The following is a 26,333-nucleotide window of genomic DNA, read 5'->3' as shown; positions in this document are numbered from 1 at the left end:
TCCCGGACAGCATGACCGAAAAGCACAACTTCATCCGCGTTCGCGGCGCCCGCGAGCATAATCTCAAAGGCGTGGACCTCGACATCCCGCGCGAACAGCTGGTGGTGATGACCGGCCTGTCGGGCTCGGGCAAATCCTCGTTGGCCTTCGACACCATCTACGCCGAGGGCCAGCGTCGCTATGTCGAGAGCCTGTCGGCCTATGCGCGCCAGTTCCTGGAGCTGATGGGCAAGCCGGACGTGGATCTGATCGAGGGCCTGTCGCCGGCCATCTCCATCGAGCAGAAGACGACGTCGAAGAACCCGCGCTCGACCGTCGGCACGGTCACCGAAATCCACGACTATATGCGCCTGCTGTGGGCGCGGGTCGGCGTGCCCTATTCGCCGGCCACCGGCCTGCCGATCGAGAGCCAGACCATCAGCCAGATGGTCGACAAGCTGGTCGCCCTGCCCGACGGCGAACGGATCCTGCTGCTGGCCCCCGTCGTCCGGGGCCGCAAGGGCGAGTACAAGAAGGAAATCGCCGAGTGGCAGCGCCAGGGCTTCCAGCGGCTGAAGATCGACGGCCAATTCTATCCGATCGACGAAGCCCCGACCCTGGACAAGAAGTTCAAGCACGACATCGACATCGTCGTGGACCGGATCGTCACCAAGCCTGACCAGGAAGCCCGCTACGCCGACAGTCTTCAGACCGCCCTGGGTCTGGCCGACGGCATCGCCAACGCGGAATGGGCGAGTACGGCCGAGGGCGAGACCGCGCCGCGCAGCCTGCTGTTTTCCGAGCGGTTCGCTTGCCCGGTGTCCGGCTTCACCATCTCCGAGATCGAGCCGCGGCTGTTCTCGTTCAACAATCCCTTCGGCGCCTGCCCGGTTTGCGACGGCTTAGGCGTCAAGCTGGCCTTCGACGCCGATCTGGTGATCCCGGACCGCGACAAGAGCCTGCACAAGGGCGCCGTCGCCCCATGGGCGCGCGGCCCCTCGCCCCTCTACACCCAGACGCTGCAGTCGCTCAGCCGCCACTACGGCTTCTCGATGGACGTGGCCTGGCGCGAGCTTCCGGCCCAGGCGCACAAGGCGATCCTTTATGGAACCGGCGCCGAGAAGATCAAATTCACCTACGACGACAACGCCCGCAAATATGAGGTCTCCAAGCCGTTCGAGGGCGTGCTGCCGAACCTGGAGCGCCGCTGGCGCGAGACCGACAGCGCCTGGGTGCGCGAGGAGCTGGCCCGCTATCAGTCCGAAACGCCCTGCGACGCCTGCCACGGCAAGCGGCTGAAGCCCGAGGCCCTGGCGGTCAAGGTCGGCGGCCAGGACATCGCCGACGTCTCCACCCTGTCGATCAAGAAGGCCTACGACTGGGTTCTGGCCCTGCCCGAAGCGCTTAGCGAAAAGCAGATGGAGATCGGCCGCCGCATCCTGAAGGAGATCGGCGACCGGCTGCGCTTCTTGAATAACGTCGGCCTCGACTATCTGTCGCTGTCGCGATCCTCCGGCACCCTCTCGGGCGGCGAGAGCCAGCGCATCCGCCTGGCGTCCCAGATCGGTTCGGGCCTGACCGGCGTCCTCTATGTGCTGGACGAACCCTCCATCGGCCTTCACCAGCGCGACAACACCCGTCTGCTGGAAAGCCTGAAGGGGCTGCGCGACCTGGGCAACTCGGTGCTCGTCGTCGAGCATGACGAAGAAGCCATCCTGACCGCCGACTATGTCATCGACATGGGCCCCGCCGCCGGCGTCCACGGCGGCAAGGTCTGCGCCGAGGGCACGCCCGCCGAGGTCATGGCCAATCCGAACTCCCTCACCGGCAAATACCTGACCGGCGAGCGCGAGATCGAGATCCCCGCCGACGGCCGTCGTCCCATCGACCGCAAACGGATGCTGAAGATCAGCGGCGCCAGCGGCAACAATCTGAAGAGCGTCACCGGCGAGATCCCTGTCGGGGTCTTCACCTGCATCACCGGCGTGTCCGGCGGCGGAAAGTCCACCTTCACCATCGAGACCCTGTACAAGGCCGCCGCGCGCCGCCTGAACAATGCGTCCGAAGCCCCTGCCCCCTTCGACCGGATCGAGGGGCTGGAGCATTTCGACAAGGTCATCGACATCGACCAGTCGCCGATCGGCCGCACCCCGCGCTCGAACCCGGCGACCTACACCGGCGCATTCGGCCCCATCCGTGACTGGTACGCCGGCCTGCCGGAATCCAAGGCGCGCGGCTACGGCCCCGGCCGGTTCAGCTTCAACGTCAAGGGCGGTCGCTGCGAGGCCTGCCAGGGCGACGGCGTCATCAAGATCGAGATGCACTTCCTGCCCGACGTCTATGTCACCTGCGACGTCTGCAAGGGCAAACGCTACAATCGCGAAACGCTGGAGATCGTCTTCAAGGGCAAGTCGATCTCGGACGTGCTGGACATGACGGTCGAGGAGGCCGCGACCTTCTTCAAGGCCGTGCCGCCGATCCGCGACAAGATGCTGACGCTGGAACGGGTCGGCCTGGGCTATGTCAAGGTGGGCCAGCCGGCCACCACCCTGTCGGGCGGCGAGGCCCAGCGGGTCAAGCTGTCCAAGGAACTGTCGAAACGCGCCACCGGCCGCACCCTTTACATCCTCGACGAGCCGACCACCGGCCTGCATTTCGAGGACACCCGCAAACTGCTGGAAGTGCTTCAGGAACTGGTCGAGGCCGGCAACACCATCGTGGTGATCGAGCACAATCTCGACGTCATCAAGGTCGCCGACTATCTGCTCGACTTCGGCCCCGAGGGCGGCGACGGCGGCGGCGAGATCGTCGCGGTCGGTACGCCCGAACAGGTGGCGGACAATACCGCCAGCTGGACCGGCAAATACCTCAAGGAGGTGCTGGACCGGCACGAGACCCGCCGCAAGGCGCGGGTCGCGGCCCTGGGCGGATCGGTCGGCGGATCGGCGAGCGAGCCGGCGAAGAAGAAGCGGGCGAAGGCCTCGGCCTAGCTGCCCAAGTTAAGGTTCCAGTGTCGTGGCGCTGGTGACGGCGCCAGTGACGCCATAGTCCTCGCTGCGGCCGCGCACCGCCAGCACGGTCGAGGCGATCAGCAGGACGGCCGTGGTCACTATACTACCTTCCGGCCCAAAGGCGGCGCCGGTGACCCACCAAGGCAGTTCCGGCCGCGTGGCCAGATCGAGGACGAGCGGCTTGGTCTCAACCACCTTGCCCGACACCTCCAGGCCGAACCCCAGGCCCAGCAGCCAGTTCCAGGCGGCGTGCCAGCCGCACACGCCCCACAGCGCCCCTTCGCGGGCGGCGTACAGGCCGATGAAGACGCCAAACAGGATCACATTCGTCACCCCCATCATCAGCTCGGGCGAAGGCTTGATGTTGGCGGCGTGCAGCAGACCGAACAGGGCGGCGCTCAACCCTATTCCCCAACCCAGCCCATGGCGGGACGTAATGACCTGCATCAGCCAGCCGCGCGTGACGATCTCTTCGGTCGATCCTTGGATGATGAAGCCGAACATCAGCACGAGAATGGGACCAAGCGCCGCCGGGATCGACGGAGCCGTGAAGGCGCCGCCGGCCTCGATACGGTAGCCGCCCAGGGCCGCGATCCCACCTACGACCACCAGAAGGAAGGCCAATCCAATACCGTACCCCCGCAGGAAGCGCGTCAGACCCGCACCGTTGAAGCCGACGGTCGCCAAGCCACGACGCTCGAACAGTGCGACCCAGGCGAGGGTGATGACGGCGATGGCCGCAAACCCTGCGAGCATGTAGGCGGTCCCGGTCCATCCACTGACCGATCCCTCCATCGACATCAGCCCCAGCATGATACCGGGCACCGCGGTGACGGTCTGGCCCAGAGCAATAAAGACCACCGCCAAAACCAGAGCGGCGGCCGTCCAGGTACGCCGATGGCGCGGCGTCCTCGGCGCGTAGAGCTCAATCCCAGCCATATCGTCTCCCCCTTAGATATTCGAACGCTCAGCGGTCTCGAAGTCCCTGCCAAGCCGCCGAGAACGGCGCATACAGCACCGCCAGCTGAAGGGCGGACAGAATGGCGTTGACCACCGACCACACAAGAATGGCGGGCCAGGCCTGCGCCAAAACCTCGACCGTGGTCAGGCCGTCGAAACGCGACAGGCTGGAAACCCCGCCCGTCGCCAGGTCGGTTCCCGCACTGATGATCGTGCCCAGGATGCTGACGACGAAGCTCATGACAATGGCCAGAAGGGCCATGCCGAGAAGCGGCCAGAACTGCCCCTTGGTCGCGGCGAAGGACTCGACCAGGCTGAACTTGCGGCGATCCATCGTAATGGGCACGGCCAGACAGAATTTGACCGACAGCCAGATGCTGACGCCGATGGCCGCCAGCATGAGTATGAGGGCGAGCAGCAACATCACGGCCTGCCCCGAGGCGGCCCCGATCCCGAACAGGATGCCCACAGGCAGGAACAACACACCGCTGGCCAGACCGAGGATCAAAGCGATCGCGACCGTGACCCCCAACACCCGAACTTCGTCCATCCCGAAGCGCAGATAGCCCCAGGCGCTCTCCGACGGACGCAAGACGGCCCGCGCCACCGCCGCACTGAGCACGGCCCCGACAACGAGGCCCAGGGGCGCCATCCAGACGAACAGGCCGGCATAGGCGCGGCCAAGCTCCATCAGATCTTCGGGCGACGGGTTCGACGACTGCTCGATCACCTCCGCCGACGCCATGATCGCCGCCCATTGCCCGGCCCCCAGGCCGAACATCCCCAGGAACAGGACCAGATAGGCCAGCCCCCAGAACAGGGCGGTGATCGGGTGGCGACGAACCACCCGGAAACCTTCGAACGCCGCTTCAGTGGCGGAAAAACTCATTACGGACTCCAGACCAGATTCTCGATCACCCTAGACCATAGCCGCCATCGCGTCTCATCGCGCAAATGAGCGTCAGCCTCCGGAACGCGCGTGCGGCGTCCAGTACTCCAACTGGCGATAGGCGGCGCCGAGGAAACCTGTCGTCAGCGGCGCCTCGAGACCGCACAGCACCACCGCCGACACGATCCAGCCGACGACACCCGATAGAAAGCCCCCTGCCGCCAGAACCAGCAGCACGACCTTGGGCAGACCGACGACGACCAGTCCGCCCAGCAAGGGCCAGAAACTGCCCTGGGCGACGCCCATGCTGTTCAGCGACACCATGTGTCCCCGCCCCAAGGTCGCCGGCGCGAACAGCGACAGTCGTACGACCATCACCAGCAGGCCATACAGGGCCAGCAGGGTCACGACCGCCAGCAGCGCCAACTTCCAAACCGGCCCGACCGCCGCCCAGTTCCGTTGGTTGATCGCCTCGGCGTCCAGACCCGCCATGCCGAACACCGCCAGCAGCAAGAGGGCGACGACGGACAGGATCATGGCCATGAAGACCGCGCACAACAGGGCGGCCCCCAGCAGGCGAAACTCGGGCAAGCGAAACTGAAGCCCCGCCGGCCCCAGCCCCAGTCGTTTCGCCGCCTGCCTGTCATCGCTGATGGCGATCCGCGTCAGGCCGCCGATCAGCGCCAGTGTCGCCATCAACCCAAAGGGCGCCCAGATCACACGCGCTGCGCCCGGCGCCAGCCAGGCCGAACTCCACACCAGAATCCCGACCAGGATCGCGCCCCAGGCGCCGCGCCAGGCGCGCGGAAGCCCCGCGAAGGCCGCCGACAGGGCTTGGCCCAGCCGCAGATGACGATGACTGCTCACGCTTACGCCCCCATATCCCCCCTCCGACATAGCAGGGGATCATGACATCACGCCAGACGGCCGCTAGAAGGCCGCGATGACTGCTTCCCCCTCTCCTTCCCCCGTTCACGTCATCGGCGGCGGCCTCGCCGGCTCGGAGGCCGCCTGGCAGATCGCCCAGGCCGGCGTGCCCGTCATCCTGCACGAGATGCGCGGCGTGCCCGGCGTGAAGACCGACGCACACCAGACCGACGGCCTGGCCGAACTGGTCTGCTCCAACTCCTTCCGGTCGGACGATTGGGAATACAACGCCGTCGGCCTGCTGCACGCCGAGATGCGGGCGCTGGACTCGATCATCATGGCCTGCGGCGACGTCAATCAGGTGCCGGCGGGCGGCGCTCTGGCGGTGGACAGGGACGCCTTCTCCGACGCCGTCACGGCGAAACTGACGGCCCATCCTCTGGTCACCATCGTACGCGAGGAGATCGCGGGCCTGCCGCCTGAGGACTGGGACAATGTCATCGTGGCCACCGGCCCCCTGACCTCGCCCGCCCTGGCCGAGGCCATTCTGAAGGCGACGGGCGAAGAAAGCCTCAGCTTCTTCGACGCCATCGCTCCCATCGTCCACGCCGATAGCGTCGACTTCGACATCGCCTGGCGGCAGTCGCGCTATGACAAGGAAGGCCCGGGCGGAGACGCCGCCGCCTACGTCAACTGCCCGATGGACAAGCCCCAGTACGAGGCCTTCATCGACGCCCTGCTGAACGGCCCCAAGGCCGAGTTCAAGGACTGGGAGCACGTCCCCTATTTCGACGGCTGCCTGCCCATCGAAGTCATGGCCGAGCGGGGCCGCGAGACCCTGCGTCACGGCCCGATGAAGCCGGTCGGCCTGACCAATCCGCGCGATCCCCTGATCAAGGCCTACGCCATCGTCCAGCTGCGTCAGGACAACGCCCTGGGCACCCTGTTCAACATGGTCGGTTTCCAGACCAAGCTGAAGCACGGCGTTCAGGCCGAGGTCTTCCGCATGATCCCCGGCCTCCAGAACGCCCAGTTCGCGCGCCTGGGCGGCCTGCACCGCAACACCTATTTGAACAGTCCCCAGTTGCTGGACAAGCAGTTGCGGCTCAAGGCCATGCCCCGCCTGCGCTTCGCCGGCCAGGTGACCGGGGTCGAAGGCTATGTCGAAAGCGCGGCCATGGGCCTGCTGACCGGCCGCCTCGCCGCCGCGCAAGCGCTGGGCCGCGACCTGTCGGCGCCCCCGCCCGAGACCGCCATGGGCGCCCTGGTCGAACACATCACCGGCGGACACCTGGAAGGCTCCAAGTTCCAGCCGATGAACATCAACTACGGCCTGCTGCCCCCGCTTGAGGCGCCCAAGGTCGACGAAACGGGCAAACGCATCAACCCCAAGGAACGCGGCCGGGCCAAGAAGCGGCTGCAGAGCATCCGCGCGATGGACAGCCTGAAGGCATGGCGGGATGCGGGCTGAGGCTCAGCCACTTGAGGGTGGCTACGGTTAGGGCCACGGCTCCCATTGTGTCCGGAGGGCAACAACCGGGCGCCCTTGGTCAATCATGACCAAAGCTTCACATCGCAGACATGGATCGGCCATGGACACACGGTCTTAACGGGCCTGTGGCAGCTTGGCCACGGTCGCTCTTTCCCTTCCCGAGCCGGGATCGGGCGGTCGTTGCGATCGTTGTCACAGGGCCTCCTCCCTCCTCTCCGTCTGGCGCCGTCTTGACCTTCGCAACTGCGATCCGCCTTCCGTCCTCCCGCTCACGCAGCCGCACGCTGCGCGCTTTGAGGCGTTGGGCGCTGATGGCCGGCGGACTGTTCGTGGTCCTGCTTGGGATCCTGATCGCCCCACTGCCGGGCCCGGGTGGGATTCCCGTCATCGCCGTCGGCCTGATGCTGATCCTCAAAAGCTCCTTCTGGGCCAAGCGCCAGTTCATCCGCGCCCAGTACGCCCGGCCGAAGTGGGTCTATCCCTTCCGCCGACTCATGCGGAAGAAGCCCGAGTTCGCCCCGGTCTTCTGGCAGCAGGCGCTGCGGGCCGAAAAGGTCGTGCTTAAGAGACCCCGTCGTCGCCTGATCCGGGCACGGAAGAAGCTGCGGCGCTATTTCCGGAAGCTTTTCCGCTAGTTGACAGGCTATCTCGCGGTTGCGTTGTCGCAACTGCTAACCACATCATCGTGAACGCCCTTCTCCCTCTACAGGCGTATTCTGCCGGGGCGTTATCAGAGAACCACCAATGCGTTGGGAGGCGCTAAGGTCATGATGTCACGCGTACAAAAGGGCATGATTGCGGGTCTAGCCGCCACCATCGCCGTTTCCTTGCTTGAAATACCCAATCTATTCCTGAACTGGTTCGACCCCTTTCAGGGGGTCATCGCCACCATGATCGGCATGCCCGGCAACATGGCCGTCGGCTGGGCGATCCACGCCGTCAGCGGCGTCTTCATCCTGGGGCCGCTGTTCGGGGTGCTGTGTCCCCGCATGCCTACGGACACTCCGGAAACCAAGGGCATAGTGTTCGCCGTCGGGGCCTGGGTGGTGATGATGGGCGCCATCATGATGTTCGGCGACTACCGCACCTTCACCGCAGCGGCCGGTTTCGGCACCTTCGGCTGGTTGCTGATCACCCATGCGGTGTTCGGCATCGTGCTGGGCAATGTCTATGCCCGGCTGGTGACACGCGAGAAGCGCCAGGCGGCGCATTTCATGGGCGGCGCCACCGCCCACTGAAAGCGGGCAACCGAAATAAGAAAAAGGCCCCCAGCGACGCCGGGGGCCTTTTTTTTCGTTCGGCTGAGCCGGCCGGCTCAGTTCAGGCGGTCGCCGATCTGGGCGATGGCGGCGTCCAGCAGCGGGTCCTTGGCGCCGCCGGCGAGGCGGGCGGCCAGGATCTGTTCCGCAGCCTTGGCGGCTAGGTCGGCGGCGGCAGCCTTGACCTCGGCCGAGGCCTGGGCCTCCGCCTGGGCGATGCGGGTTTCGGCCATCTTCTGGCGACGGGCCAGGGTCTCTTCCAGCTTGGCCTTGGACTCGACCTCCAGACGACGGGCGTCGGCTTCCGCCTGGGCCATCATCTCGGCGGCCTGAGCCTCGGCCTCGGCCTTCTCCTTGCGGATCTGGGCCAGCAGGGCCTCGGCCTCGGCGCGCAGACGCGCGGCCTCGTCCAGGTCGGCTTGAATCTTGGCGCCCTTGGCGTCTAGAGCGGCGCCGGCGATCTTGGGCACGCCGGCGGCGATCAGGATGCCGAAGAAGATCAGCAGGCCGATGCCGACCCAGATCTCCGCATTGGCGAAGCTCCAGATGCCGTGTTCGAAGATCAGGTTCATCAGACGGCTCCCTTGGCCGTAGCCAGTTCGGCCGAGGTGGCGGCCTTGCCGGTCAGGCGCTCGACCATGGCGCCAGCGGCGTCGGAGGCGATGACGGCGACATTCGCCATGGCGGCGTCGCGCGTCTTGCCGATGGCGGTCTCGGCCTCGGCGATGCGGGCGTTGACCACGGCTTCTTCAGCGGCCTGACGGGCATTGGCGTCTTCGGTCACGCGGGCCTTGGCGGCGGCGGCCATGGCGCGGGCGTCGGCGCGAGCCTTGGCGACCTCGGCCTGAGCCAGGGCGGCCTGTTCGGCGGCCTCGGCCTGGACCTGACGCGCGGTGGCGACGGCGGTGGAAATGGTGTCGGCCCGTTCGTCCATCACCTTGCGAAGGCGAGGCGCGAAGACCTTGGAGACCAGGACGTACAGGATGACGAACAGGATCAGCAGATAGCCGATCTGGCCCGCCCAGTGTTCGAACTGGAATTGCGGCAGGCCGCCCGAGCCGTGCTCGGCGGCGGTCGCCGTCTCGGCGTGCAGGTCCGCTTCGACCGAAGCGGGAAGCGCGTCGTTGGTGTGGGTGCTGGCCATGAACCGTCTGCTGCAGGATCAGATGAAACGGCGCGCGGGCGAACCCCGCGCGCCGGTATCGGCTGATATCAGCCGAAGATCATCAGGATGCCGAGCACGAAGGCCAGGATGCCCAGGGCTTCGGCCAGAGCGGCGCCGACGAACAGGTTGCCGACTTGGCCGGCGGCGGCCGACGGGTTGCGCAGGGCGCCGGCCAGGAACTGGCCGAAGATGTTGCCCACGCCCAGGGCCGAACCGATCATGCCCAGGGTTGCGAGACCGGCACCGATGTACTTGGCGGCTTCAGCGTCCATGATTGTATTCCTAGATTAAGTCGTTGGTGGTTGGGGTGAAGAGACTGGTCCGGCCCTTAGTGGGCGTGGTCCAGGTTGACCACATCATTCAGATAGATGCAGGCCAGAACGGCGAAAACGAAGGCCTGGAGGAAGGCCACGAGAAACTCCAGCGCGGTCAGCGCCACGACCATGCCCAGCGACAGGGCCGCAACCGGGAAGGCCAGCAGGCCGACGCCGCCGCCCAGACCCAACAGGCCCAGCGAAACGACGAAGCCGGCGAAGATCTTCAGCGCGACGTGGCCGCCCAGCATGTTGCCGAACAGACGAAGCGCCAGGGTAACCGGACGGAGCAGGAAGGAGACGAACTCGATCAGGCCGACGACCGGGCGCAGCGCCAGCGGCGCGCCCATGGGCCAGAACAGCTTGAAGAAGCCCAGGCCGTTCTTGGCGAAGCCGACGACCAGCACCAGGCCGAAGGTGATCAGGGCGAAGGTGACCGTGATGGCAAGCTGCGAGGTCGCCGTGAAGGTCAGGAACAGACCCAGGATGTTCATGCCCAGGATCAGGACGAACAGGGTGAAGACGAACGGGAAATACTTGCGGCCTTCGTGACCGATGATCGAGTCGGCCAGATTGTCGATGAGGCCGAACAGGCCTTCGCCGGCGGCCTGCAAGCGGCCCGGAACGACCTTGGCGTTCGAGGTCACGGCGGCCAGGAAACCGACGATCACGACGAAGGCGGCCGTCATGGCGATGTGTGAATTGGTCACGGCCAAATCGACCGTGCCCAGCACAGGCAGGGTCACGTCAGGAAGGTCGATGACCTTCTGAATCTGAAACTGATGAATCGGATCGGCCATGAAGCCCTATCGTTCCCCGTCTTCGTCGGCCTCGACGTAAGGATCGGCCGGAGCCGGTGTCCCTAACGCCTTGGCCTGCGCCATCAGCCGGTTTGCTGTGCGACGCGCCATGTAAATCGACAAGGCGAAGCCCAACAGGACCCCGCCGATCAAACCCCACGGCCGGGTCCCAAAGACCCAATCCGCGATAAATCCGAACGCCAGACCTATCAGAACCCCGCCGAGAAGCTCGGCGATGATCTTGTAGGCCTGCCCCGCCACCTGATGGCCGGTCAGCTCGGCGGATTTCTCCGCCGTCGTCCGCGCCTCCAATGCGGATGCGCTGTCTTGGAGGCGTTTGATCGCCTCTTCGCGCGATTCCGACATGGGGGACAGGACCTGTGCGCTCAGCGCCTGAACAAGCTGTTCGGGCGGGTCTGAATTCGGCGCGGAAACTAATCGTGAGCGGCCGGTTGGTCAAGGCGTCGTGACTCGAAGCTAAATCTTTGTTCGGCATGATCTTTCGTCCAAAACAGCGTGACCGTGGCGATGCGTCGCTGTCTGAGGGCGGGGATTCGCTCGCTCCGCATGGCGATATGACGCGCGAACGACTAGGTTGGCGGCCATGAACATGCACGTCCCCTCCCCCTCGCCCGAACGCCGCCCCATCGCGGTGCGGTTGGCGACGCCGCGCGGCTTCTGCGCCGGGGTGGACCGGGCGATCCAGATCGTCGAGCGCGCCATCGAGAAGTTCGGCGCCCCCGTCTATGTGCGCCACGAGATCGTCCATAACCGCCACGTCGTCGAGCGGCTGAAGGCCATGGGGGCCGTGTTCGTCAAGGAACTGGACGAATGCCCGGACGACCGGCCGGTCGTCTTCTCGGCCCACGGCGTGCCCAAGTCCGTGCCCGCCAACGCCCAGGCGCGCCAGCTGCTGTTCCTCGACGCCACCTGCCCCCTCGTGTCCAAAGTCCATGTCGAGGCCGAGCGTCATCATGCCGCAGGCCGCCACATCATCCTGATCGGCCACGCCGGCCACCCCGAGGTGATCGGCACCATGGGCCAGTTGCCGCCGGGCGCCATCAGCCTGATCGAGACCGAGGCCGACGCCGAATCGTTCGAGCGGCCGGGCGACGCGCCCCTGGCCTATGCGACCCAGACCACCCTGTCGGTCGACGACACGGCGGGCATATTGAAGGTGCTGAAGCGACGCTTCCCCGAACTGCCCGACCCGCACAAGGAAGACATCTGCTACGCCACCACCAACCGCCAGGACGCGGTCAAGGTGCTGGGCGAGGGCTGCGAACTGGTGCTGGTGGTCGGGTCCAAGAACTCGTCCAACTCGGCCCGGCTGGTCGAGGTGGCGATGCGCGCCGGCGCCCGCGACGCCCGGCTGGTCGATGACGCCTCCCAGGTGGACTGGAGCTGGTTCGACGGGGTTCAGACGGTGGGCGTCACCGCCGGAGCGTCAGCGCCTGAACCTCTGATCGCCGCCCTGGTGGACGCCATCGCCGAACGGTTCGACGCCACGGTGACCGAGGACGGCGGCGCGCGCGAGACCGTGACCTTCAAGCTGCCGCGGCTGTTGACGACCTGAGCGCAGGCGCCAGCGGCAGGGTGACGCGGAACAGACTGCCGCAGCCCGGGCTGCTTTCGACCTCGATCCGGCCGCCCATCAGCCGCGCCAGCCCATTGGCCGCCGTCAGGCCCAACCCAAGCCCCTCGGCGGTGCGGGTGCTGCTGTCGTCGCCCTGGACGAAGGCGTCGAACAAAACCGCCGCTTCCGCCTTGGTCATGCCCGGCCCCGTGTCCTGAACCTCGAAGGTCAGGCCGTCGAGATCCAGCGCGCGCACGATCACCTCGCCCGAAACGGTAAATCGGATGGCGTTGTGAACCAGGGCGCCGAGCAGCTTCTCCAGGTGCACGACATCCCCGATCCATTCACCCTCGACCGCATCGACCCTCAATTTCAGCCCTTTGGCTGAGGCTTCGCTGCGGTGATCGCCATAAAGACCGCGTAGAAGGGAGACGGGTCGGAAGGGACGTTCGTCCAGCGTCACGACGCCGTCACCCAGTCTGACGACGTCGAGCAAGTCTTCGATCAACCGCAGTTGGCGGTTGCCGGACTCCTTCAGCACGTTGAGTCGTTCCCGCTGCCGGGGCGTAAGAACGTCCTGGCCCAGGATTTCGGCCATGCCGAGCACGCCGTTCAGCGGCGTGCGCAGTTCGTGGCTCACGTTGGACAGGAAGCGGGTCTTGGCCGCGTTCGCCGCCTCAGCGTGTTCCAGGGCGGCGGACAACGCCGCCTCCGAGGCCCGCAGACGCCGCATGTCCGTCAACATCCGCCACATCAGCAAGCCGCCGCCCGCCGCCAGCAAGGCCATCATCAGCAACAGAAGCGGCAATGCGTGGGTCAGGATACTGTAGCCGGGGCGCTCGGGGGTCCAGACGACCTGGCCGAGTGGACGGCCTGCGGGGTCGAAGATGGTGATCCCCGTCATGCCGTCGATCGGCTGGGTCCCTGCTTGAAAGTGGGCGTCGGACCGGCCCAGACGGGTACGGAGCCATTGCACCTCGGGCTCGAACGCCTTGAACGACGCTATGATGGGATCCGCTGCGGGAACGACGCCGGCCGGGGTGTGACGAACCACGGTCGAGACCCCGACCACATAGATGACGCCGTCGACATCGATGAAGCTCGTCTTCAGCAGGGCCGCCGCCGCGCCGTGGGTCGAACGATCACGGTTTCGGGCTTGGGCCGCGAGTTGATCGACCAAGGGGCGGGCCGCACGCGACATAGGGTCGGTTTCATCCGCATGCGGCGGCCGATCGGCATGATTGGCTCGAAGGAGGCGACCTGACGGATCATAGCTCAGGGTCGCCAGATGTCCGTAGCGGGAGGTGTAGAAGCCGCCCACAAAGCGGTCGAACCACGATGCGGTGGTCGGTGCGCTCAACTCCCGCACCGCCTCGTCCCAGATCGTCACCGGCGCCAAATCCTCGCCGACGGTCTCAACGACGCGGGCCAGTCTGAGACCGACCACAGCCTGTTCCCGCGCACGCTGATGGTCGTCGATGCCCTTGCTGACAATGCTCAGCACGCCGATCATGCCGACGACGACCGCCAGCATCAGCACGGCAACGATCCGGAAACCGGTCAAATCTGACTTCACGCCGCGTCCCCCGTATACTGCCGCAAGCTAACGGCGGTATGCGCTAGACCCTCGTTAATGGAGCTATAGGGGCTTCCCCCTAATCGCCACCTAGTCGCCGACGAAGTCCTGGGCGAACTCGGGCGCGTCGTCGTCCATGACGGGCCCCTCATCCTCGGTGGCGTCGGTGCGGCCCGGATCAGGCAGTTCGAAGCCCACGGGCAGCGACAGATCCAGCAGCCCGGCGGCCTTCATCTCCTGCACCCCCGGCAGATCATACAGACTGGCCAGACCGAAATGTTCCAGGAACCGGTCGGCGGTGGCGTAGGTGACGGGCCGCCCCGGCGTGCGCCGACGACCGCGCAGCCGCACGAACCCCATCTCCAGCAACAGGTCCAGCGTGCCCTTGGACAGGGTGACGCCCCGCACGCTCTCGATCTCGGCGCGGGTGACGGGCTGGTGGTAGGCGATGATGGCCAGGGTCTCGAGCGCGGCCCTGGACAGACGACGCGGCTCCTCGCGTTCCTCGGTCATCATGAAGGCCAGGTCCGCCGCCGTCCGGAACCGCCAACGGTCGGCGACGCAATCCAGCTCGACGCCCCGCCCCTCGTACCGGGCGCGCAGACCCGACAGGGCGCGGGCGACGTCGGCGTTTTCCGGCAGGCGGGCGGCGATCTCGGCGGCGCTCAACGGCCCGGCGGCGGCGAACAGCAGGGCCTCGACCCGGCGCTCGATCTCGCCATCGTCGGGTTTGAAGGAGAGGTCAGACATGGGCCCTCGTCAATCCGCGCATCACGGCGTCAGCTCCAGCGGATGCCCTTCTCCCCGCCGCTTCAGATACAGGTCCGCGAACGGCGCCGTCTGGCGAATGTCCATGGCGCCCTCCTTCACCAGCTCCAGGCTGGCCGACAGGGTCGAGGCCGTATAGCTGGCCTGGCTGGGACCGTCCGCGTCGTCGCGATGGGGCGCTACCTGATCCAGCGGGGTCCAATCCGCCAGACGGGGCATGATCTCGCGCAGCCAGTCGCGCGCCGCCTCCAGCGGAAAGGCCTCGACCCGCTGGCCGGGCGAATAGCGCCGCGACTCCTCGCGCCGGCGCTGGGTCACATAGGCGCTCATCAGGTCATACAGGCTGGCGTCGATCCGGTCGGACGGAACGATCACCGTCGCCTCGGGGTCGCCGCGGGTGAAGACGTCGCGCTTCAGCTGGGGCCGGGCCAAAAGCTGGTCCACCGCCTTGCGCATGGCCTCCAGCTTCTGCAGCCGGAAGGCCAGGGCGGCGGCCATGGCCTCGGCCGGCGGCTCCTCGCCCTTGTCCTTTTCGGTGCGCGGCAGCAGCAGGCGGGACTTCAGATAGGCCAGCCAGGACGCCATTACGAGATAGTCGGCCGCCAGGGCGAAGTTGCGCCGCCGCGCCTCGTGCACGAAGGCCAGATACTGTTCCGCCAGCCGGGTGATCGACAGTTTCAGCAGATCGACCTTCTGCGTCCGAGCCAGGGCCAGCAGGACGTGCAGCGGCCCCTCATAGCCGTCCAGATCGACGACGAAGGCTTCGCGTTCCTCGACCTCCTCAGCGTTGAAGTCGAGGTTCGGCTGAAACGCCTCTCTCACGCCTGCGCCTCCCCCACGTCCGGTCCTTTCGCCGCGTCCATCTTGCCGGCCATCGCCCGGAAGAAGCGTTCGTGCCCCGCGACCGGATCGAGGGGCTCCGGAACACGGACGATCCGCGCCATCGCCGCCTCGGCCCTGGCCTTCGCCTTGCCCTTCAGCTTGCCTGTCGCCTCGGCCACGGCCTGCATCTCGGCCAGGTCGCCGTTGCAGTGGAGCACCACGTCGCAGCCCGCTTTCAAGGATTGATACGCCCGCTCGCCCAGAGATCCGCTCAGAGCCTGCATCGACAGGTCGTCGCTCATGATCAGGCCGGAGAAACCGAGATGCCCCCGCATCATCTTGATCGCCTTCTTCGACTGGGTCGCCGGGCGCTTCTTGTCGACGGCGGTGAAGACGATGTGCGCCGTCATGGCCCAGGGCATGTCCGACAGCGCCTTGAAGGGCGCGAAGTCCCAGGCGTCGAGCGTGTCGAAATCGGCGTGGACCGTCGGCAGGTCCTTATGGCTGTCGGCGAAGGCTCGGCCGTGGCCCGGCATATGTTTGATACAGGGCAGGACCCCGCCGGCCAGCAGGCCCTCCGCCGCCGCACGACCCAGCAGGGCGACCGTGGCCGGATCCTGGCCATAGGCGCGGTCGCCGACGATGTCGTGGGACCCGGGCACCGGCACGTCCAGCACCGGCAGCAGATCGACATTGATCCCGACCTCGCGCAGATCATGCGCCATCAGCCGCGCGCCCAGCCGCGCCAATTCGCGCGCCTCCATCGGGTCATTCGTCGCCTTCAGATAGGCATTGCCCGGCGGGTATTTGGGCCAGTGAGGCGGCCCCATCCGCTGGACCCGCCCGCCTTCCTGGTCGATCAGGATCGGCGCGTCGACGTCGCCGATCGCAGCGCGCAGCTCGTCCGTCAGGGCCCGCACCTGTTCCGGGCTGTCGATGTTGCGCCGGAACAGCACGAAGCCCCACGGCCGCGCCTCGGCGAAGAAGGCGCGTTCATCCTCCGTCAGCCGGTGGCCTGCGCAGCCGTAAATGGCGGCGGAAGTCACCGAACGATGCAATCCCGCCCAGCGGCCTTCAGGGCGTTGCAGAAGGCGACCGCCCGCTCGCGCGACAGGCCCGTGAAGGTGGTGCGGTACAGGGTCGAGCCGCTGGACGAGGTCACCTCGGTAACGCGCTTCTCGGCGCCCGACGCATATTGGCCGAAGCGGCCGGCGACGGCGGCGTATTCCCGGTCGGCGATCTCGGTCGAGGAGAAGGCGCCGATCTGGACCGAGGCCGAACCGCTGGCGGCGGCGGGGGCCGTCGCGGCCGGAGCGGCGGACGTCGGGGCCTCGGTCTTGGGCGCCGGGGTGGCGGGACGGGGCGCGGGGGCGGCCGTCGGCAGGCCCTGGCCGGTCGGAGCGGCGGTCGGGGGCGCGGCCGGACGCGGCTGAGGCGCCTCGGGCGGCGGGGTGAAGGTCACGGGGGCGTCGGTGGTCTCGGCCTCGTCGCGATACACGCGGACGCCCGCCGCCGGATCGACCGGCTGGGCGTCGACCGGCGCGGCGGTCTTCATCTCGCCGACGGGCTGACCCACGGCGGGCGGGGCGTCGGTCGAGGCGCGCATGCCGGACCGGTAGAAGAAGATCACGGCGATGATCAGCACCAGCAGGATCACGGCGCTGACGATCAGGGTCACGGGCGGCGACTTGCCCCCGCCCGACCCGACATTGCGACCGCCGCCACCGCCGGCGCGCGGATCATAGGAGTTGCGACGGAACGGCAGGTCATCGTCGGTCGGGGGCGTATAGGCGCCCTGGCCGGGTCGGTTGTCGTCATCGAAAGACATGGTCGCGCTCCGCCGTTCTGTCCGACGCCGCGAATCGGCGCGTCGAACGGTTAGTCTAACGCCCCGCCGCCGTCTTTCGAATCACAGATCGAGCGCCAGGTCGAGGCTGAACAGTTTCTGGTGGACTTCTATCGCATAGCGGTCGGTCATCCCGGCGATATAGTCGCACACCGCGCGCGCCCTCTGGGTTCGATCCTCGGTCAGGGCGGGCACACCCCACTCCGGCGGCATCACCTCCGGCTCGGCCATGAACAGTTCGAACAGTTGCGACAGCACCCGCCGCGCCTGGCTGCGCGTCCGGTTGACCCGGTAGTGGCGATACATCCGCTCGAACAGGAACTTGCGCAGAACGGCCAGGTCCGCGTGCATCGACCGCGAGAAGTCCACCATCGTCCGCGTCGCCGTGCGCACATCCTCGGTCGAGCCGATCCGGTCCTCTTCCAGCCGCCGCGCCGTCTCGGCCAGGACGTCCTCGACCATGACGCCGATCATCCGCCGCACGGCCTCGATCCGCAGCATCCGGTCGTCGATGGCCGGCCAGTCGCGCCGCACCTCGGCCAGCATGGGTCCGATCAGCGGCACCTGATCGAGGTCTTGCAGGGTGATTAGCCCCGCCTGCACCCCGTCATCCACGTCGTGGTTGTTATAGGCGATGTCGTCGGCGATGGCGGCGCACTGGGCCTCCAGCGAGGCGAAGGTGCCCAGGCGCAGATCCCAGCCCGCCTCCCCGCCCGTCCGGTAGGGCCGCACCACCGACCAGGCCGGCTCGTCCAGCCGGTGCGACACCGGGCCATTGTGCTTGATGACCCCCTCGACCGTCTCCCAGCTCAGGTTCAGGCCGTCGAACTGCGGATAGCGGTTCTCCAGCTCGGTCACGACGCGGAAGCTCTGGACATTGTGGTCGAAGCCGCCGTGGTCGGCCATCTGGATGACCAGTTCGTCCTCGCCCGCATGGGCGAAGGGCGGATGGCCCAGATCGTGGGCCAGGGCCACCGTCTCGGCCAGGTCGTCGTCAAGCCTCAGAGCGTGGGCCAGGGACCGCGCGATCTGAGCCACTTCCAGCGAATGGGTCAGGCGGGTGCGATAGTGATCGCCCTCATGCGCGACAAAGACCTGGGTCTTTTCCTTCAGGCGCCGAAAAGCCGTCGCATGGATAATGCGGTCGCGGTCCCGCGCGAAAGCTGTGCGGGTCCGGCTGGGCGGCTCGAAGAAGCGGCGCCCCTTGGTCAGATCGGCGCGTTCGGCGTAGGAGGCGAGAGGTGTCTGGCTCAAGTCATCAACTTTGAGGCTGGTTTGATGCGGGCGGCCCTTTGCGAACGCCCTTGCGCGCCTCATATAGACAGCCGTGAGCACCGTCCAATCCACAGAACCGTCCACACCCGCCTTTACGGTCGCCACGCGCGCGCCGGAAGGCATAGTCCTGGCCGCCAGCGCCGCCAAACGCTTGGCCAAACTGGGCGCGGCCGAGGGCAAGAGCCTGATGCTGCGCGTGGCGGTGGACGGCGGCGGCTGTTCGGGCTTCCAGTACCGGTTCGAACTGGTCGAGACGGCCGAGGACGACGACCTGCGCATCCAGGCCGACGGCCAGACCGCCCTGATCGACCCCGTCTCGGTCCCCTTCCTGAAGAATTCCGAGATCGCCTATGTCGACGAACTGGCCGGCGCCCAGTTCGTGGTCCGCAACCCCAATGCCGCCTCCAGCTGCGGCTGCGGCGTCAGCTTCTCGATCTGAACCCGGTCACCGTCGGCGTCGGATCAAGGCCCAGACGGTGACGATCACGGTCGAGGCCAGCAGGGCCGAAAAGACCGCATCCCAGACGCCGTCCCCCAGCAGGGCGCCGATCAGCCCCGTCAGGCTGAGCACGAAGACCACGACGGGCGCTCCGAAGATGGCCCAGATAGTCAGGTCCTTGCGGCTCATGCCGGTTTCCGCCGTCCCTTGACCAGCCAGAGGTAGAGGCCGGACCCCAGGATGGCGATGGTCGCCAGGTCCAGCAGCGCCCAAAGGATTTTCAGCCCCAGCCCGCCATAGTCGCCGAAGTGAAGCGGCTGCGACAGCGACAGGGCCTTCACATACCAGGGCGTCGGGGCCACCGCCGCCAGCGCCCCGGTCCGGGCGTCGATCAGGGCCGGCGTCGTCAGATGGGTCGTCAGCGGCGTGTCGCCGTGGAAGAAGACGGCGTAATGGTGATCGGTCGAATAGTCGGTGCCCGGAAACGCCACGAACTGAAGCGTCATGCCCGGCAGGGCCTGTTTCGCCCGCTCCACCGCCGCATCCAGCGAGGCCCGCTCACCCGCCAGCGCCGGGGCGTCATAGGCGACGGTCAGTTCCTTCAGCGCCGTGTTCTTCCAATAGGCCAGGATCGGCGTCGCCAGGGTGTTGACCACGCCCGTCGCCCCGACCACCAGCACCCAGGCCACGGTCACCACGCCCAACAGGTTGTGATAGTCCAGCCACCGCGTTCGCGCCGCCTTGGCCGCGCGCACCGTGCCGAACGGCAGCCGACGCATGAAGGGGGCGTACAGCACCACCCCCGACACCACGGCCACGATCAGCATCAGACCCATCAGGCCCAGGAACAGCATGCCCGGCAGGCCCAGGAACATGTCGGTGTGCAGCTGGAGCAGGAACTCCATCACCGGATGGCCCGCCACCGGCGGGGCCACTGCCCCGCTGGTCTGGTCGATCGGCTCGAAGCTGTAGGCGCCGGCCGGGCCGTTCGGATCCACGCTGGTGACGTTCACCACCGGCCGGTCCTCGTCGAAGCTCATGAAGGCGGGGACCTCGCCCGGGTGAAGCGCCAGGCCTGCGGCCAGCACTTCGTCCAGGCTCAGCAGCGGTCCGCCCGGATTGGCCGGCGTCCACGCCTGCTCCAACAAGACCTCTTCGATCTCATGGGAAAAGACCAGCGGCAGGCCCGTGACGCACAGCATCAGCAGGAAGAGCGTGGAGACCAGGCTCGACCATTTGTGCGTCCAGGACCAGGCGCGGATCGTCCGCGTCTTCATCCGATCAGAATTCCGCCGAGACCGACAGGCGGAAGGTGCGCGGCGCGCCCAGGGTCAGATAGTTCGAACCCGGATAGCCCCCGACGGCGACCCACTGGTCCTCGTCCGCGAGGTTCTCGACCCGCGCCCGCACCGTCAGATCCTTGCCGCCGGCGACGAAGGCGTAGCGCAGGCCGGCGTCGAACCGGGTCCATTCTTCCAGCTCCAGCGTGTTGGTCGCATTGGCGGGCTGCGCGCCGGTATGGACCGCACGGCCCTCCAGCGTCAGGCCGCTGACCATCGGCACATCCCATTCGACATTGGCGTTGATTTGGAAGTCCGGCACGCCGATGGCGGATTTGCCCGCGTTCGCGGCGGTCAGCGAGCGGTTGATCTCGGCCTCCAACCAGGTCGCGCCGCCGATCAGGCGCAGGCCGGCGACCGGCTCGCCATAGACGGTCAGTTCGACGCCCTGGTTCTCCTGCTCGCCGCCGTCGGAGTAGACGGCGGTGTCGGGATCGAAATAGGCGCTCGGCAGGGTGGTGCGGAAGACGCTCAGCGTACCGCCGAACGACCCGGCGTCATACTTGGCGCCGACCTCGGCCTGTTCGGCGCGGAAGGGCGACAGGACCTCGCCGGCGTTCTCGACCGTCACGCCATTGACCACCGCCGGCGCCGTCGTGCCGGGCACAAGGGCCTCAGCATAGTTGGCGTACAGCGAGATCTTGTCGCTGGGCTTGTAGACCAGGGCGAAGGCCGGCGTGGTCGCGTCGCTGGAATAGGACGAGAGCCCGGCGGCGGTGTTGTAGTCGTAGGAGCCGGTCTTGATCTCCTGATAGCGGACGCCCACGGTCGCCAGCAACCGGCCGTTCAGGAACGACAGGCGGTCGGCCACGGCGACCGAAGAGTTGCGGACCCGCTCCGTCACGTTGGGATCATCCAGATCGCCGCCGACGAAGAAGTCCGGGGTCGGGGCTGCGACGAAGACGGGATTGTACAGGTCGCTGGCGAAGCCCGAGAAGTTCGAGAAGGCGTAGGCGTTCCTGGACTTCGACTGCACCTGAGAGGCCGACACCACCAGACGGTGCTCCACCGGGCCCGTGGTCACGTCGGCGCGCACCCCGACGTCGCCCGACCAGACCGTGTCCTCGCGCACATTGTCGAACCGATAGGCGCTCAGGGTTCCGTCGGCCTGGGCGGTCGGGTTGGCCAGGACATTGTCTTCCTTGCCCTGACGCCCGCCGAAGGCCGCCCAGGCGGTGACGCTGTCAGTGATGTCAAACTCGCCGCGCGCGGCGCCGAACAGCTGTTCCTCATCGGTATAGGTCCAGGGCTGGGCGAAGTTCTTGTCGGCGGAGGGCGCCTCGGGAACCCCGCCGGAAGGCGTGACGGTCGGACGCGGCGCGTCGATGCGATGGTCCTGCCAGCCCAGGTCGGCCGAGAAGCGGGCGCGGTCGCCCCGGCGGTCGACGCCCAGGCCGATCACGCGCAGCTGGCCGTTCTCGTTCTCCACCGAGCCCTCGCCGTCGCGGCTGACCAGGTTCAGGCGCGCGCCCCATTCTTCCTCGGCCCCGAAGCGACGGGCCAGATCGGCGGCGGCGTAGATCTCGTCATTGCCCGACACCCCGGCGGTCAGACGCGTCAGGGGTTCGCCGGCGCGCTTGGGCGTCAGGTTGAAGGCCCCGCCCACGCCCGTCCCGCCCGGCGCGGCGCCGTTCAGAAAGGCGCTGGCGCCGCGAAACACCTCGACCCGCTCGATCAGTTCGGCCGCCACGAACTGGCGCGGCAGCACGCCGTACAGGCCGTTGTAGCTCATGTCGTCCGAGAAGACCGGGAAGCCCCGGATCACATACAGCTCCTGGAAATTGCCGAACCCCTTGGACACCCGCACCGTCGGATCGTTCTGCAGCACGTCGCCGATGCCGCGCGCCTGCTGATCGCGGATCAGTTTCTCGGTGTAGTTGCTGGTCGAATAGGGCGTGTCCATCACATCCATATTGCCCAGCAGACCGACCCGCCCGCCCGTGGCCACCTGCCCGCCGGCCGCCACGCTGGTCAGCCGCACCTGCGAGCCGGTGACGACGATCTCCTCCAGCTCGGCGGGCGCAGTCGCCGCCTGCTGGGCCAGGGCGGGCGTGGCGACAGTGAGGGCCAGCAGGCTGGCGGCGCAGGCGAGACGGCGGGTCGAGCGAGCCATGGTTTGCAAAATATTCTCAAGATCAAGGAAGAGGCGGCTCATACGCCTTGATGCGATTGCTTTGCAATGGCGCACCTTGTCTCGCCTCCGCGCGTCTTGCCGCACCCTCTCTTGCAATTAGCCCATCCCCTAATTAGGGCCTTTCCTATGAACACCCTGTTCAAAGCCCTGTCGCATCCGGTGCGCCGTCGCATCATCGCCATGCTGCGCGCCGGTCCTTTGGCCTCCGGCGACATCGCCGCCGGCTTCGACATGAGCTGGCCGACGATCACCGGCCACCTCAACGCCCTGAAGGAAGCCGGTCTCGTCAGTCCCGAGCGCGAGGGCCAGACTATTCGCTATCGGCTGGAAATCTCTGCGGTCGAAGAGGCCATGGCCTTTCTGATGGACATCGTCGGCACGGGCGAGGCCGCCGAAGTCCTGCCCGTGACCCAAAAGGAGCCCCGTCGATGAAGGACCGCCTGTCGCTGCTGGACTATTTCACCCTCGCCGTCTTCGCGATCCAGGCGGCCTTCGCCCTGCACGTCGGCTTCAACGGGCCGACCACGCCGATGCCGATGCACTGGAACAGTAGTTGGGAGGTCGATCGCTGGGGCAGCCGGGTCGAGTTCGCGACCTTCCTCGGCGGCATGACGCTGATCGGCTTCATCTCCGTGGCCGGATTGAGCCTAGGCGCCATGCGAGCCGTATCCCAGGGCGACGCCTCGCGCGGTCGTTCCCTGCGGATCGGTCAGGGCATCACCCTGTTCGTCTTCACCACGATCGGCCTGCTGATCAGCTGGGCGGGGCTGGGCAACGCCACGGTCGAGACCGGGCCGGTCGTGACCATGGCGGGGGTGTCGCTGATCCTTCTGGTCCTGGGCGCTTTCCTCGGGCGGGTCGCGCCCAATCCGCTGGTCGGGGTCCGCACGCCCTGGAGCTACAAGAGCCGCCTGGCCTGGGACCGTTCCAACCGACTGGCGGGGCGTCTGTTCTGCCTGTTGGGCCTCGCCGGCCTAATCGCCGCCCCCCTCGCGCCCCAGCCGCTGGGCGCCCTGTCGCTGACGGGGGCCGCCCTGATCGTCGCCGCCCTGTCGGTCTTCGAGAGCTGGCGCGTCTGGCGCAGCGATCCCGACCGCCAGCCCTTCTGAACCTCATCCAACATAAGGAGACCGCCATGTTGATGCTGACCCTCGCCCTGCTCGCCGGCCCGGTCTCCACCGAGATCGCCCTGCCCGCCCAGCCCGCGCCCCTGCACGGAACCCTGATGGCGCCTGAGAACGTCAGCGCCGTCGCCGTCATCCTGCCCGGCTCCGGCCCGACGGATCGGGATGGAAACAATCCTCTCGGCGTCTCAGCTTCGACCTACCGCCTGCTGGCGGACGGGCTGGCGGCGCAGGGGATCGCCACTCTTCGCATCGACAAGCGAGGCGTCGGCCAGAGCGCGGCGGCCGGAGGAGATGAGTTCGATCTGCGCTTTGACGCCTATGTCGCCGACGCCCGCGCCTGGGCCGCCGAGGCCGCCGGCCGCGCCGGCAAGCCCTGCGCCTGGCTGATCGGCCACAGCGAGGGCGCCCTTATCGCCCTGAAGGCCGTCGAGGGCGGCGACGAAAAGGTCTGCGGCCTGCTGCTGCTGTCCGGCGCCGGCCGTCCGGCGGGCGTGGTCATTCGCGAACAACTGGCCGCCTTGCCGGAACCGATGAAGGCCCAGGCCTTTTCCGCCCTGACCGAACTGGAGGCCGGCCGCACCGTCGCCGATACGCCGCCCGCCCTGGCCGCCCTGTTCCGTCCGTCGGTCCAGCCCTATCTGATCTCCTGGCTGCCTCTGGACCCCGCCGCCCTGATCGCCGCTTACGGCGGCCCCGTCTTCATCGGCCAGGGGACCACCGACATCCAGGTCGGCGTCGCGGACGCCCAGGCCCTGGCCGCCGCCGATCCGCAGGCGACGCTGAAACTGTGGGATGGCGTCAATCATGTGCTGAAGACCGCCCCCGCCGACCGGGCCGCAAACATCGCCGCCTATTCCAACCCCGACCTGCCCCTTGCGCCGGGCGTGGTCGAGGATGTGGCCGCCTTCATCCAGGCCCGAACGCCCCACTGACGGCTTGCGGCGACAACAGGTCTGGAGCCCAGGCCTGCGCGTCCCTATCTTGGCGCTATGCCTATCGCCCGCCTCTCCTCCCGCGCCCTCATCTCCGCCACGGGCGAGGAGGCCAGGCCCTTCCTGCACGATCTGCTGACCCAGGATGTGGAGACGCTGGGCGACGGCGAACTGCGGTTCGGCGCCCTGCTGTCCCCGCCCGGCCGGCTGCTGTTCGACCTGTTCATCCTGGGCGAGGCCGAAGGGGTTCTGCTGGACGTGGCCGCCGAGCGCCGCGAGGCCCTGATCCAGCGGCTGTCGATGTACAAGCTCCGCGCCAAGGTCCAGGTCGCCGCCGACGACCGCCCGGTCTTCGCCGCCTGGCCGGACGCCCCCGCCGGCTTCATTCCCGACCCCCGCACGCCCCTGATGGGCGGCCGCCTGTACGGCGAAGCGGCTGCGGACGCGACCGAGGCCGACTATGACGCCCACCGCCTGTCGGTCGGCGTCCCCGATCCGACCGCCGACGCCCCGCAGGACAAGACCTATCCGATTGAGGCCGATTTCGACCTGCTGAACGGCATCGACTTCCAGAAAGGCTGTTTCGTCGGCCAGGAGACGACGTCGCGGATGAAACGGCGGGGCTCGATCAAGAACCGCATGCTGGCCCTGGACTTCGACGGCCCCCCGCCCCCCTTCGGCGCCGAGGTGCTGAAGGGCGAACTGCGCGCGGGCGAGGTGCTGTCGGGTCGCGACGGCTCGGCCATGGCCCTGCTGCGCATCGACCGTCTCGACGGCGACCTGACCGTCGAGGGCCGCCCGGTGCGCTTGCGCAAACCCGCCTGGATGGGTCAGGACGTCCTTCCCTCCTCAACCGACTGAGTCCCTCCCATGAAGATCGCCGACCAGATCGTCCTCGTCACCGGCGGCGCGCGCGGCGTCGGCGCCGCCGCCGTCCGCGCCTTCGCGCGTGAAGGGGCGCGCGTGATCATCAACTGGCGCGCCAGCGGCGAGGCCGCGACCGCCCTGGCGGCCGAGATCGGCGACCGCGCCATCGCCCTCCAGGCTGACGTGACCGACCGCGCCGCCGTCGACGCCCTGGTCGCCGCCGCACAGGCCCATTTCGGGGCCCCGATCACCACCGTCGTCAACAACGCCCTGGACTACAGTTTCAACGGCGACGCCCGGTCGCAGATGACCGACATCGGCTGGGACGAACTGGCGGCCCAGTTCTCGACCGTCGTGCGCGGTGCCCTGAACACCATACAGGCCACGGCGCCGGGCATGGCCGCCGGTCGGTTCGGGCGGGTGATCAACATCGGCACCAACCTGTTCCAGAACCCGGTCGTGCCCTATCACGACTACACCGCCGCCAAGGCCGCGCTCCTGTCCCTGACCCGCACCGCAGCCGGCGACCTGGGCCCCGACGGCGTCACCGTCAACATGGTCTCCGGCGGCCTGCTGCGCACCACCGACGCCAGCGCCGCCACGCCGGAAGCCGTCTTCGACTTCATCGCCGGCATGACCCCGCTGCGGTCGGTCACGACGCCGGAGGAATTCGCCGACGCCGCCCTGTTCTTCGCCTCCCCCTGGAGCCGTGCGGTGACGGGTCAGAACCTGGTGGTCGACGGGGGTTTGGTCAGGGATTGAGCCTCAAGACCTTCCCCCGCTTGCGGGGGAAGTGGCAGGTCGTGGCGCGAAGCGACACGCCTGACGATGGGGGAAGTCTTCCTTTGAGCGACACTCCCCTCTCCGACCCTGGTCCGCTGCGCGGACGCCGGGC

General features: G+C 67.5%; 27 protein-coding genes and 1 pseudogene. 11 read left to right on the top strand and 17 right to left on the bottom strand.

Annotated elements, in window-relative coordinates; all coding sequences use genetic code 11:
- The first annotated feature begins 11 nt into the window (after window positions 1–11).
- The gene (gene uvrA, locus ACW170_RS09040; protein WP_492086393.1) at window positions 12–2,969 is read left to right on the top strand and encodes an excinuclease ABC subunit UvrA; all 2,958 of its coding nucleotides are present in this window, start codon (window positions 12–14) and stop codon (window positions 2,967–2,969) included.
- A 9-nt stretch (window positions 2,970–2,978) separates the two neighbouring features.
- On the opposite strand, the gene ACW170_RS09035 is transcribed toward uvrA, so the two are convergent.
- From ACW170_RS09035 to ACW170_RS09025, 3 genes are all read right to left on the bottom strand, one after another.
- Window positions 2,979–3,929 carry a CPBP family intramembrane glutamic endopeptidase gene (locus ACW170_RS09035; protein ID WP_492086392.1) on the bottom strand — a complete coding sequence of 317 codons (951 nt, stop codon included), beginning with the start codon at window positions 3,927–3,929 and terminating at the stop codon, window positions 2,979–2,981.
- Window positions 3,930–3,957: 28 nt separating this feature from the next.
- Window positions 3,958–4,839, bottom strand: coding sequence for a hypothetical protein (locus tag ACW170_RS09030; protein ID WP_492086391.1), 882 nt, complete (start codon window positions 4,837–4,839; stop codon window positions 3,958–3,960).
- Window positions 4,840–4,911: 72 nt separating this feature from the next.
- Window positions 4,912–5,706, bottom strand: coding sequence for a hypothetical protein (locus ACW170_RS09025; RefSeq protein ID WP_492086390.1), 795 nt, complete (start codon window positions 5,704–5,706; stop codon window positions 4,912–4,914).
- A 76-nt stretch (window positions 5,707–5,782) separates the two neighbouring features.
- Here ACW170_RS09025 and trmFO point away from each other — a divergent pair, with 76 nt between their 5' ends.
- The 3 genes from trmFO to ACW170_RS09010 all read left to right on the top strand — a co-directional run bounded on the left by trmFO (window position 5,783) and on the right by ACW170_RS09010 (window position 8,436).
- Window positions 5,783–7,177: a methylenetetrahydrofolate--tRNA-(uracil(54)-C(5))-methyltransferase (FADH(2)-oxidizing) TrmFO gene (trmFO, locus tag ACW170_RS09020; protein WP_492086389.1), complete on the top strand. Its 1,395-nt coding sequence runs from the start codon at window positions 5,783–5,785 to the stop codon at window positions 7,175–7,177.
- A 332-nt stretch (window positions 7,178–7,509) separates the two neighbouring features.
- On the top strand, window positions 7,510–7,833 hold the full coding sequence (locus ACW170_RS09015) for a hypothetical protein (protein ID WP_492086388.1): 324 nt from the start codon (window positions 7,510–7,512) through the stop codon (window positions 7,831–7,833).
- Between the two features lie 132 nt (window positions 7,834–7,965).
- Window positions 7,966–8,436, top strand: a complete 471-nt coding sequence (locus ACW170_RS09010) for a DUF6789 family protein (protein ID WP_492086387.1) — start codon at window positions 7,966–7,968, stop codon at window positions 8,434–8,436.
- A gap of 77 nt (window positions 8,437–8,513) precedes the next feature.
- Here the strand turns inward: ACW170_RS09010 and ACW170_RS09005 are convergent, their stop codons facing one another.
- The 5 genes from ACW170_RS09005 to ACW170_RS08985 form a co-directional block, all read right to left on the bottom strand.
- Complete coding sequence (locus tag ACW170_RS09005) at window positions 8,514–9,029, bottom strand: F0F1 ATP synthase subunit B (protein WP_492086386.1); 516 nt, start codon at window positions 9,027–9,029, stop codon at window positions 8,514–8,516.
- Entirely contained in the window at window positions 9,029–9,601 is a 573-nt protein-coding gene (locus ACW170_RS09000) for a F0F1 ATP synthase subunit B family protein (protein ID WP_492086385.1), read from the bottom strand. The genes ACW170_RS09005 and ACW170_RS09000 overlap by 1 nt, the downstream gene beginning before the upstream one ends.
- A gap of 68 nt (window positions 9,602–9,669) precedes the next feature.
- The gene (locus tag ACW170_RS08995) at window positions 9,670–9,894 is read right to left on the bottom strand and encodes a F0F1 ATP synthase subunit C (RefSeq protein ID WP_008261286.1); all 225 of its coding nucleotides are present in this window, start codon (window positions 9,892–9,894) and stop codon (window positions 9,670–9,672) included.
- A gap of 56 nt (window positions 9,895–9,950) precedes the next feature.
- Entirely contained in the window at window positions 9,951–10,736 is a 786-nt protein-coding gene (locus ACW170_RS08990) for a F0F1 ATP synthase subunit A (protein WP_426026299.1), read from the bottom strand.
- Between the two features lie 6 nt (window positions 10,737–10,742).
- A complete protein-coding gene (locus tag ACW170_RS08985; RefSeq protein WP_373997411.1) occupies window positions 10,743–11,102 on the bottom strand; it encodes an AtpZ/AtpI family protein in 360 nt (119 codons plus the stop codon).
- A gap of 238 nt (window positions 11,103–11,340) precedes the next feature.
- Here ACW170_RS08985 and ispH point away from each other — a divergent pair, with 238 nt between their 5' ends.
- Window positions 11,341–12,312: a 4-hydroxy-3-methylbut-2-enyl diphosphate reductase gene (gene ispH / locus ACW170_RS08980; protein WP_267515894.1), complete on the top strand. Its 972-nt coding sequence runs from the start codon at window positions 11,341–11,343 to the stop codon at window positions 12,310–12,312.
- Here the strand turns inward: ispH and ACW170_RS08975 are convergent.
- From ACW170_RS08975 to ACW170_RS08950, 6 genes are all read right to left on the bottom strand, one after another.
- Window positions 12,284–13,888, bottom strand: coding sequence for an ATP-binding protein (locus ACW170_RS08975; protein WP_492086384.1), 1,605 nt, complete (start codon window positions 13,886–13,888; stop codon window positions 12,284–12,286). The two genes, ispH and ACW170_RS08975, sit on opposite strands and share 29 nt — an antisense overlap.
- Window positions 13,889–13,978: 90 nt before the next feature.
- The gene (gene scpB, locus ACW170_RS08970) at window positions 13,979–14,638 is read right to left on the bottom strand and encodes an SMC-Scp complex subunit ScpB (RefSeq protein WP_492086383.1); all 660 of its coding nucleotides are present in this window, start codon (window positions 14,636–14,638) and stop codon (window positions 13,979–13,981) included.
- Between the two features lie 21 nt (window positions 14,639–14,659).
- Complete coding sequence (locus ACW170_RS08965; protein ID WP_492086382.1) at window positions 14,660–15,478, bottom strand: segregation and condensation protein A; 819 nt, start codon at window positions 15,476–15,478, stop codon at window positions 14,660–14,662.
- Window positions 15,475–16,524, bottom strand: a complete 1,050-nt coding sequence (nagZ, locus tag ACW170_RS08960) for a beta-N-acetylhexosaminidase (RefSeq protein ID WP_492086381.1) — start codon at window positions 16,522–16,524, stop codon at window positions 15,475–15,477. The genes ACW170_RS08965 and nagZ overlap by 4 nt, the downstream gene beginning before the upstream one ends.
- Window positions 16,521–17,306, bottom strand: a complete 786-nt coding sequence (locus ACW170_RS08955) for an SPOR domain-containing protein (protein WP_492086380.1) — start codon at window positions 17,304–17,306, stop codon at window positions 16,521–16,523. The genes nagZ and ACW170_RS08955 overlap by 4 nt, the downstream gene beginning before the upstream one ends.
- An 81-nt stretch (window positions 17,307–17,387) precedes the next feature.
- The gene (locus ACW170_RS08950; RefSeq protein ID WP_492086379.1) at window positions 17,388–18,578 is read right to left on the bottom strand and encodes a deoxyguanosinetriphosphate triphosphohydrolase; all 1,191 of its coding nucleotides are present in this window, start codon (window positions 18,576–18,578) and stop codon (window positions 17,388–17,390) included.
- 142 nt (window positions 18,579–18,720) lie between these two features.
- On the opposite strand from ACW170_RS08950, the gene erpA reads away from it, so the two are divergent.
- Entirely contained in the window at window positions 18,721–19,038 is a 318-nt protein-coding gene (gene erpA / locus ACW170_RS08945) for an iron-sulfur cluster insertion protein ErpA (RefSeq protein WP_492028093.1), read from the top strand.
- Window positions 19,039–19,044: 6 nt separating this feature from the next.
- Here the strand turns inward: erpA and ACW170_RS08940 are convergent, their stop codons facing one another.
- The 3 genes and pseudogenes from ACW170_RS08940 to ACW170_RS08930 all read right to left on the bottom strand — a co-directional run bounded on the left by ACW170_RS08940 (window position 19,045) and on the right by ACW170_RS08930 (window position 22,491).
- Complete coding sequence (locus ACW170_RS08940) at window positions 19,045–19,227, bottom strand: hypothetical protein (RefSeq protein ID WP_372705443.1); 183 nt, start codon at window positions 19,225–19,227, stop codon at window positions 19,045–19,047.
- Window positions 19,224–20,410: pseudogene (locus tag ACW170_RS08935) on the bottom strand (PepSY-associated TM helix domain-containing protein). Before ACW170_RS08935 ends, ACW170_RS08940 begins: the two are co-directional and overlap by 4 nt.
- Window positions 20,320–22,491 carry a TonB-dependent receptor gene (locus ACW170_RS08930; protein WP_492086378.1) on the bottom strand — a complete coding sequence of 724 codons (2,172 nt, stop codon included), beginning with the start codon at window positions 22,489–22,491 and terminating at the stop codon, window positions 20,320–20,322. The pseudogene ACW170_RS08935 and the gene ACW170_RS08930 overlap by 91 nt, the downstream one beginning before the upstream one ends.
- A gap of 147 nt (window positions 22,492–22,638) precedes the next feature.
- Between ACW170_RS08930 and ACW170_RS08925 the strand changes: the two genes are divergently transcribed.
- The 5 genes from ACW170_RS08925 to ACW170_RS08905 are packed head-to-tail and all read left to right on the top strand — an operon-like array spanning window position 22,639 to window position 26,200.
- Window positions 22,639–22,944: a metalloregulator ArsR/SmtB family transcription factor gene (locus tag ACW170_RS08925; protein ID WP_492086377.1), complete on the top strand. Its 306-nt coding sequence runs from the start codon at window positions 22,639–22,641 to the stop codon at window positions 22,942–22,944.
- Window positions 22,941–23,621, top strand: a complete 681-nt coding sequence (locus tag ACW170_RS08920; protein WP_492086376.1) for an SdpI family protein — start codon at window positions 22,941–22,943, stop codon at window positions 23,619–23,621. The genes ACW170_RS08925 and ACW170_RS08920 overlap by 4 nt, the downstream gene beginning before the upstream one ends.
- A gap of 26 nt (window positions 23,622–23,647) precedes the next feature.
- Window positions 23,648–24,571: an alpha/beta hydrolase gene (locus ACW170_RS08915; protein WP_492086375.1), complete on the top strand. Its 924-nt coding sequence runs from the start codon at window positions 23,648–23,650 to the stop codon at window positions 24,569–24,571.
- Window positions 24,572–24,628: 57 nt separating this feature from the next.
- Entirely contained in the window at window positions 24,629–25,432 is an 804-nt protein-coding gene (gene ygfZ, locus ACW170_RS08910) for a CAF17-like 4Fe-4S cluster assembly/insertion protein YgfZ (protein WP_492086374.1), read from the top strand.
- Between the two features lie 9 nt (window positions 25,433–25,441).
- The gene (locus ACW170_RS08905) at window positions 25,442–26,200 is read left to right on the top strand and encodes a 3-oxoacyl-ACP reductase (protein ID WP_492086373.1); all 759 of its coding nucleotides are present in this window, start codon (window positions 25,442–25,444) and stop codon (window positions 26,198–26,200) included.
- The last annotated feature ends 133 nt before the right edge of the window (window positions 26,201–26,333 follow it).

It is taken from the genome of Brevundimonas sp. FV2ps16 (genome assembly GCF_058681075.1).
The sequence above is the reverse complement of the archived record's forward strand: the minus strand, read 5'-3'. Positions and strand labels throughout refer to the sequence as shown.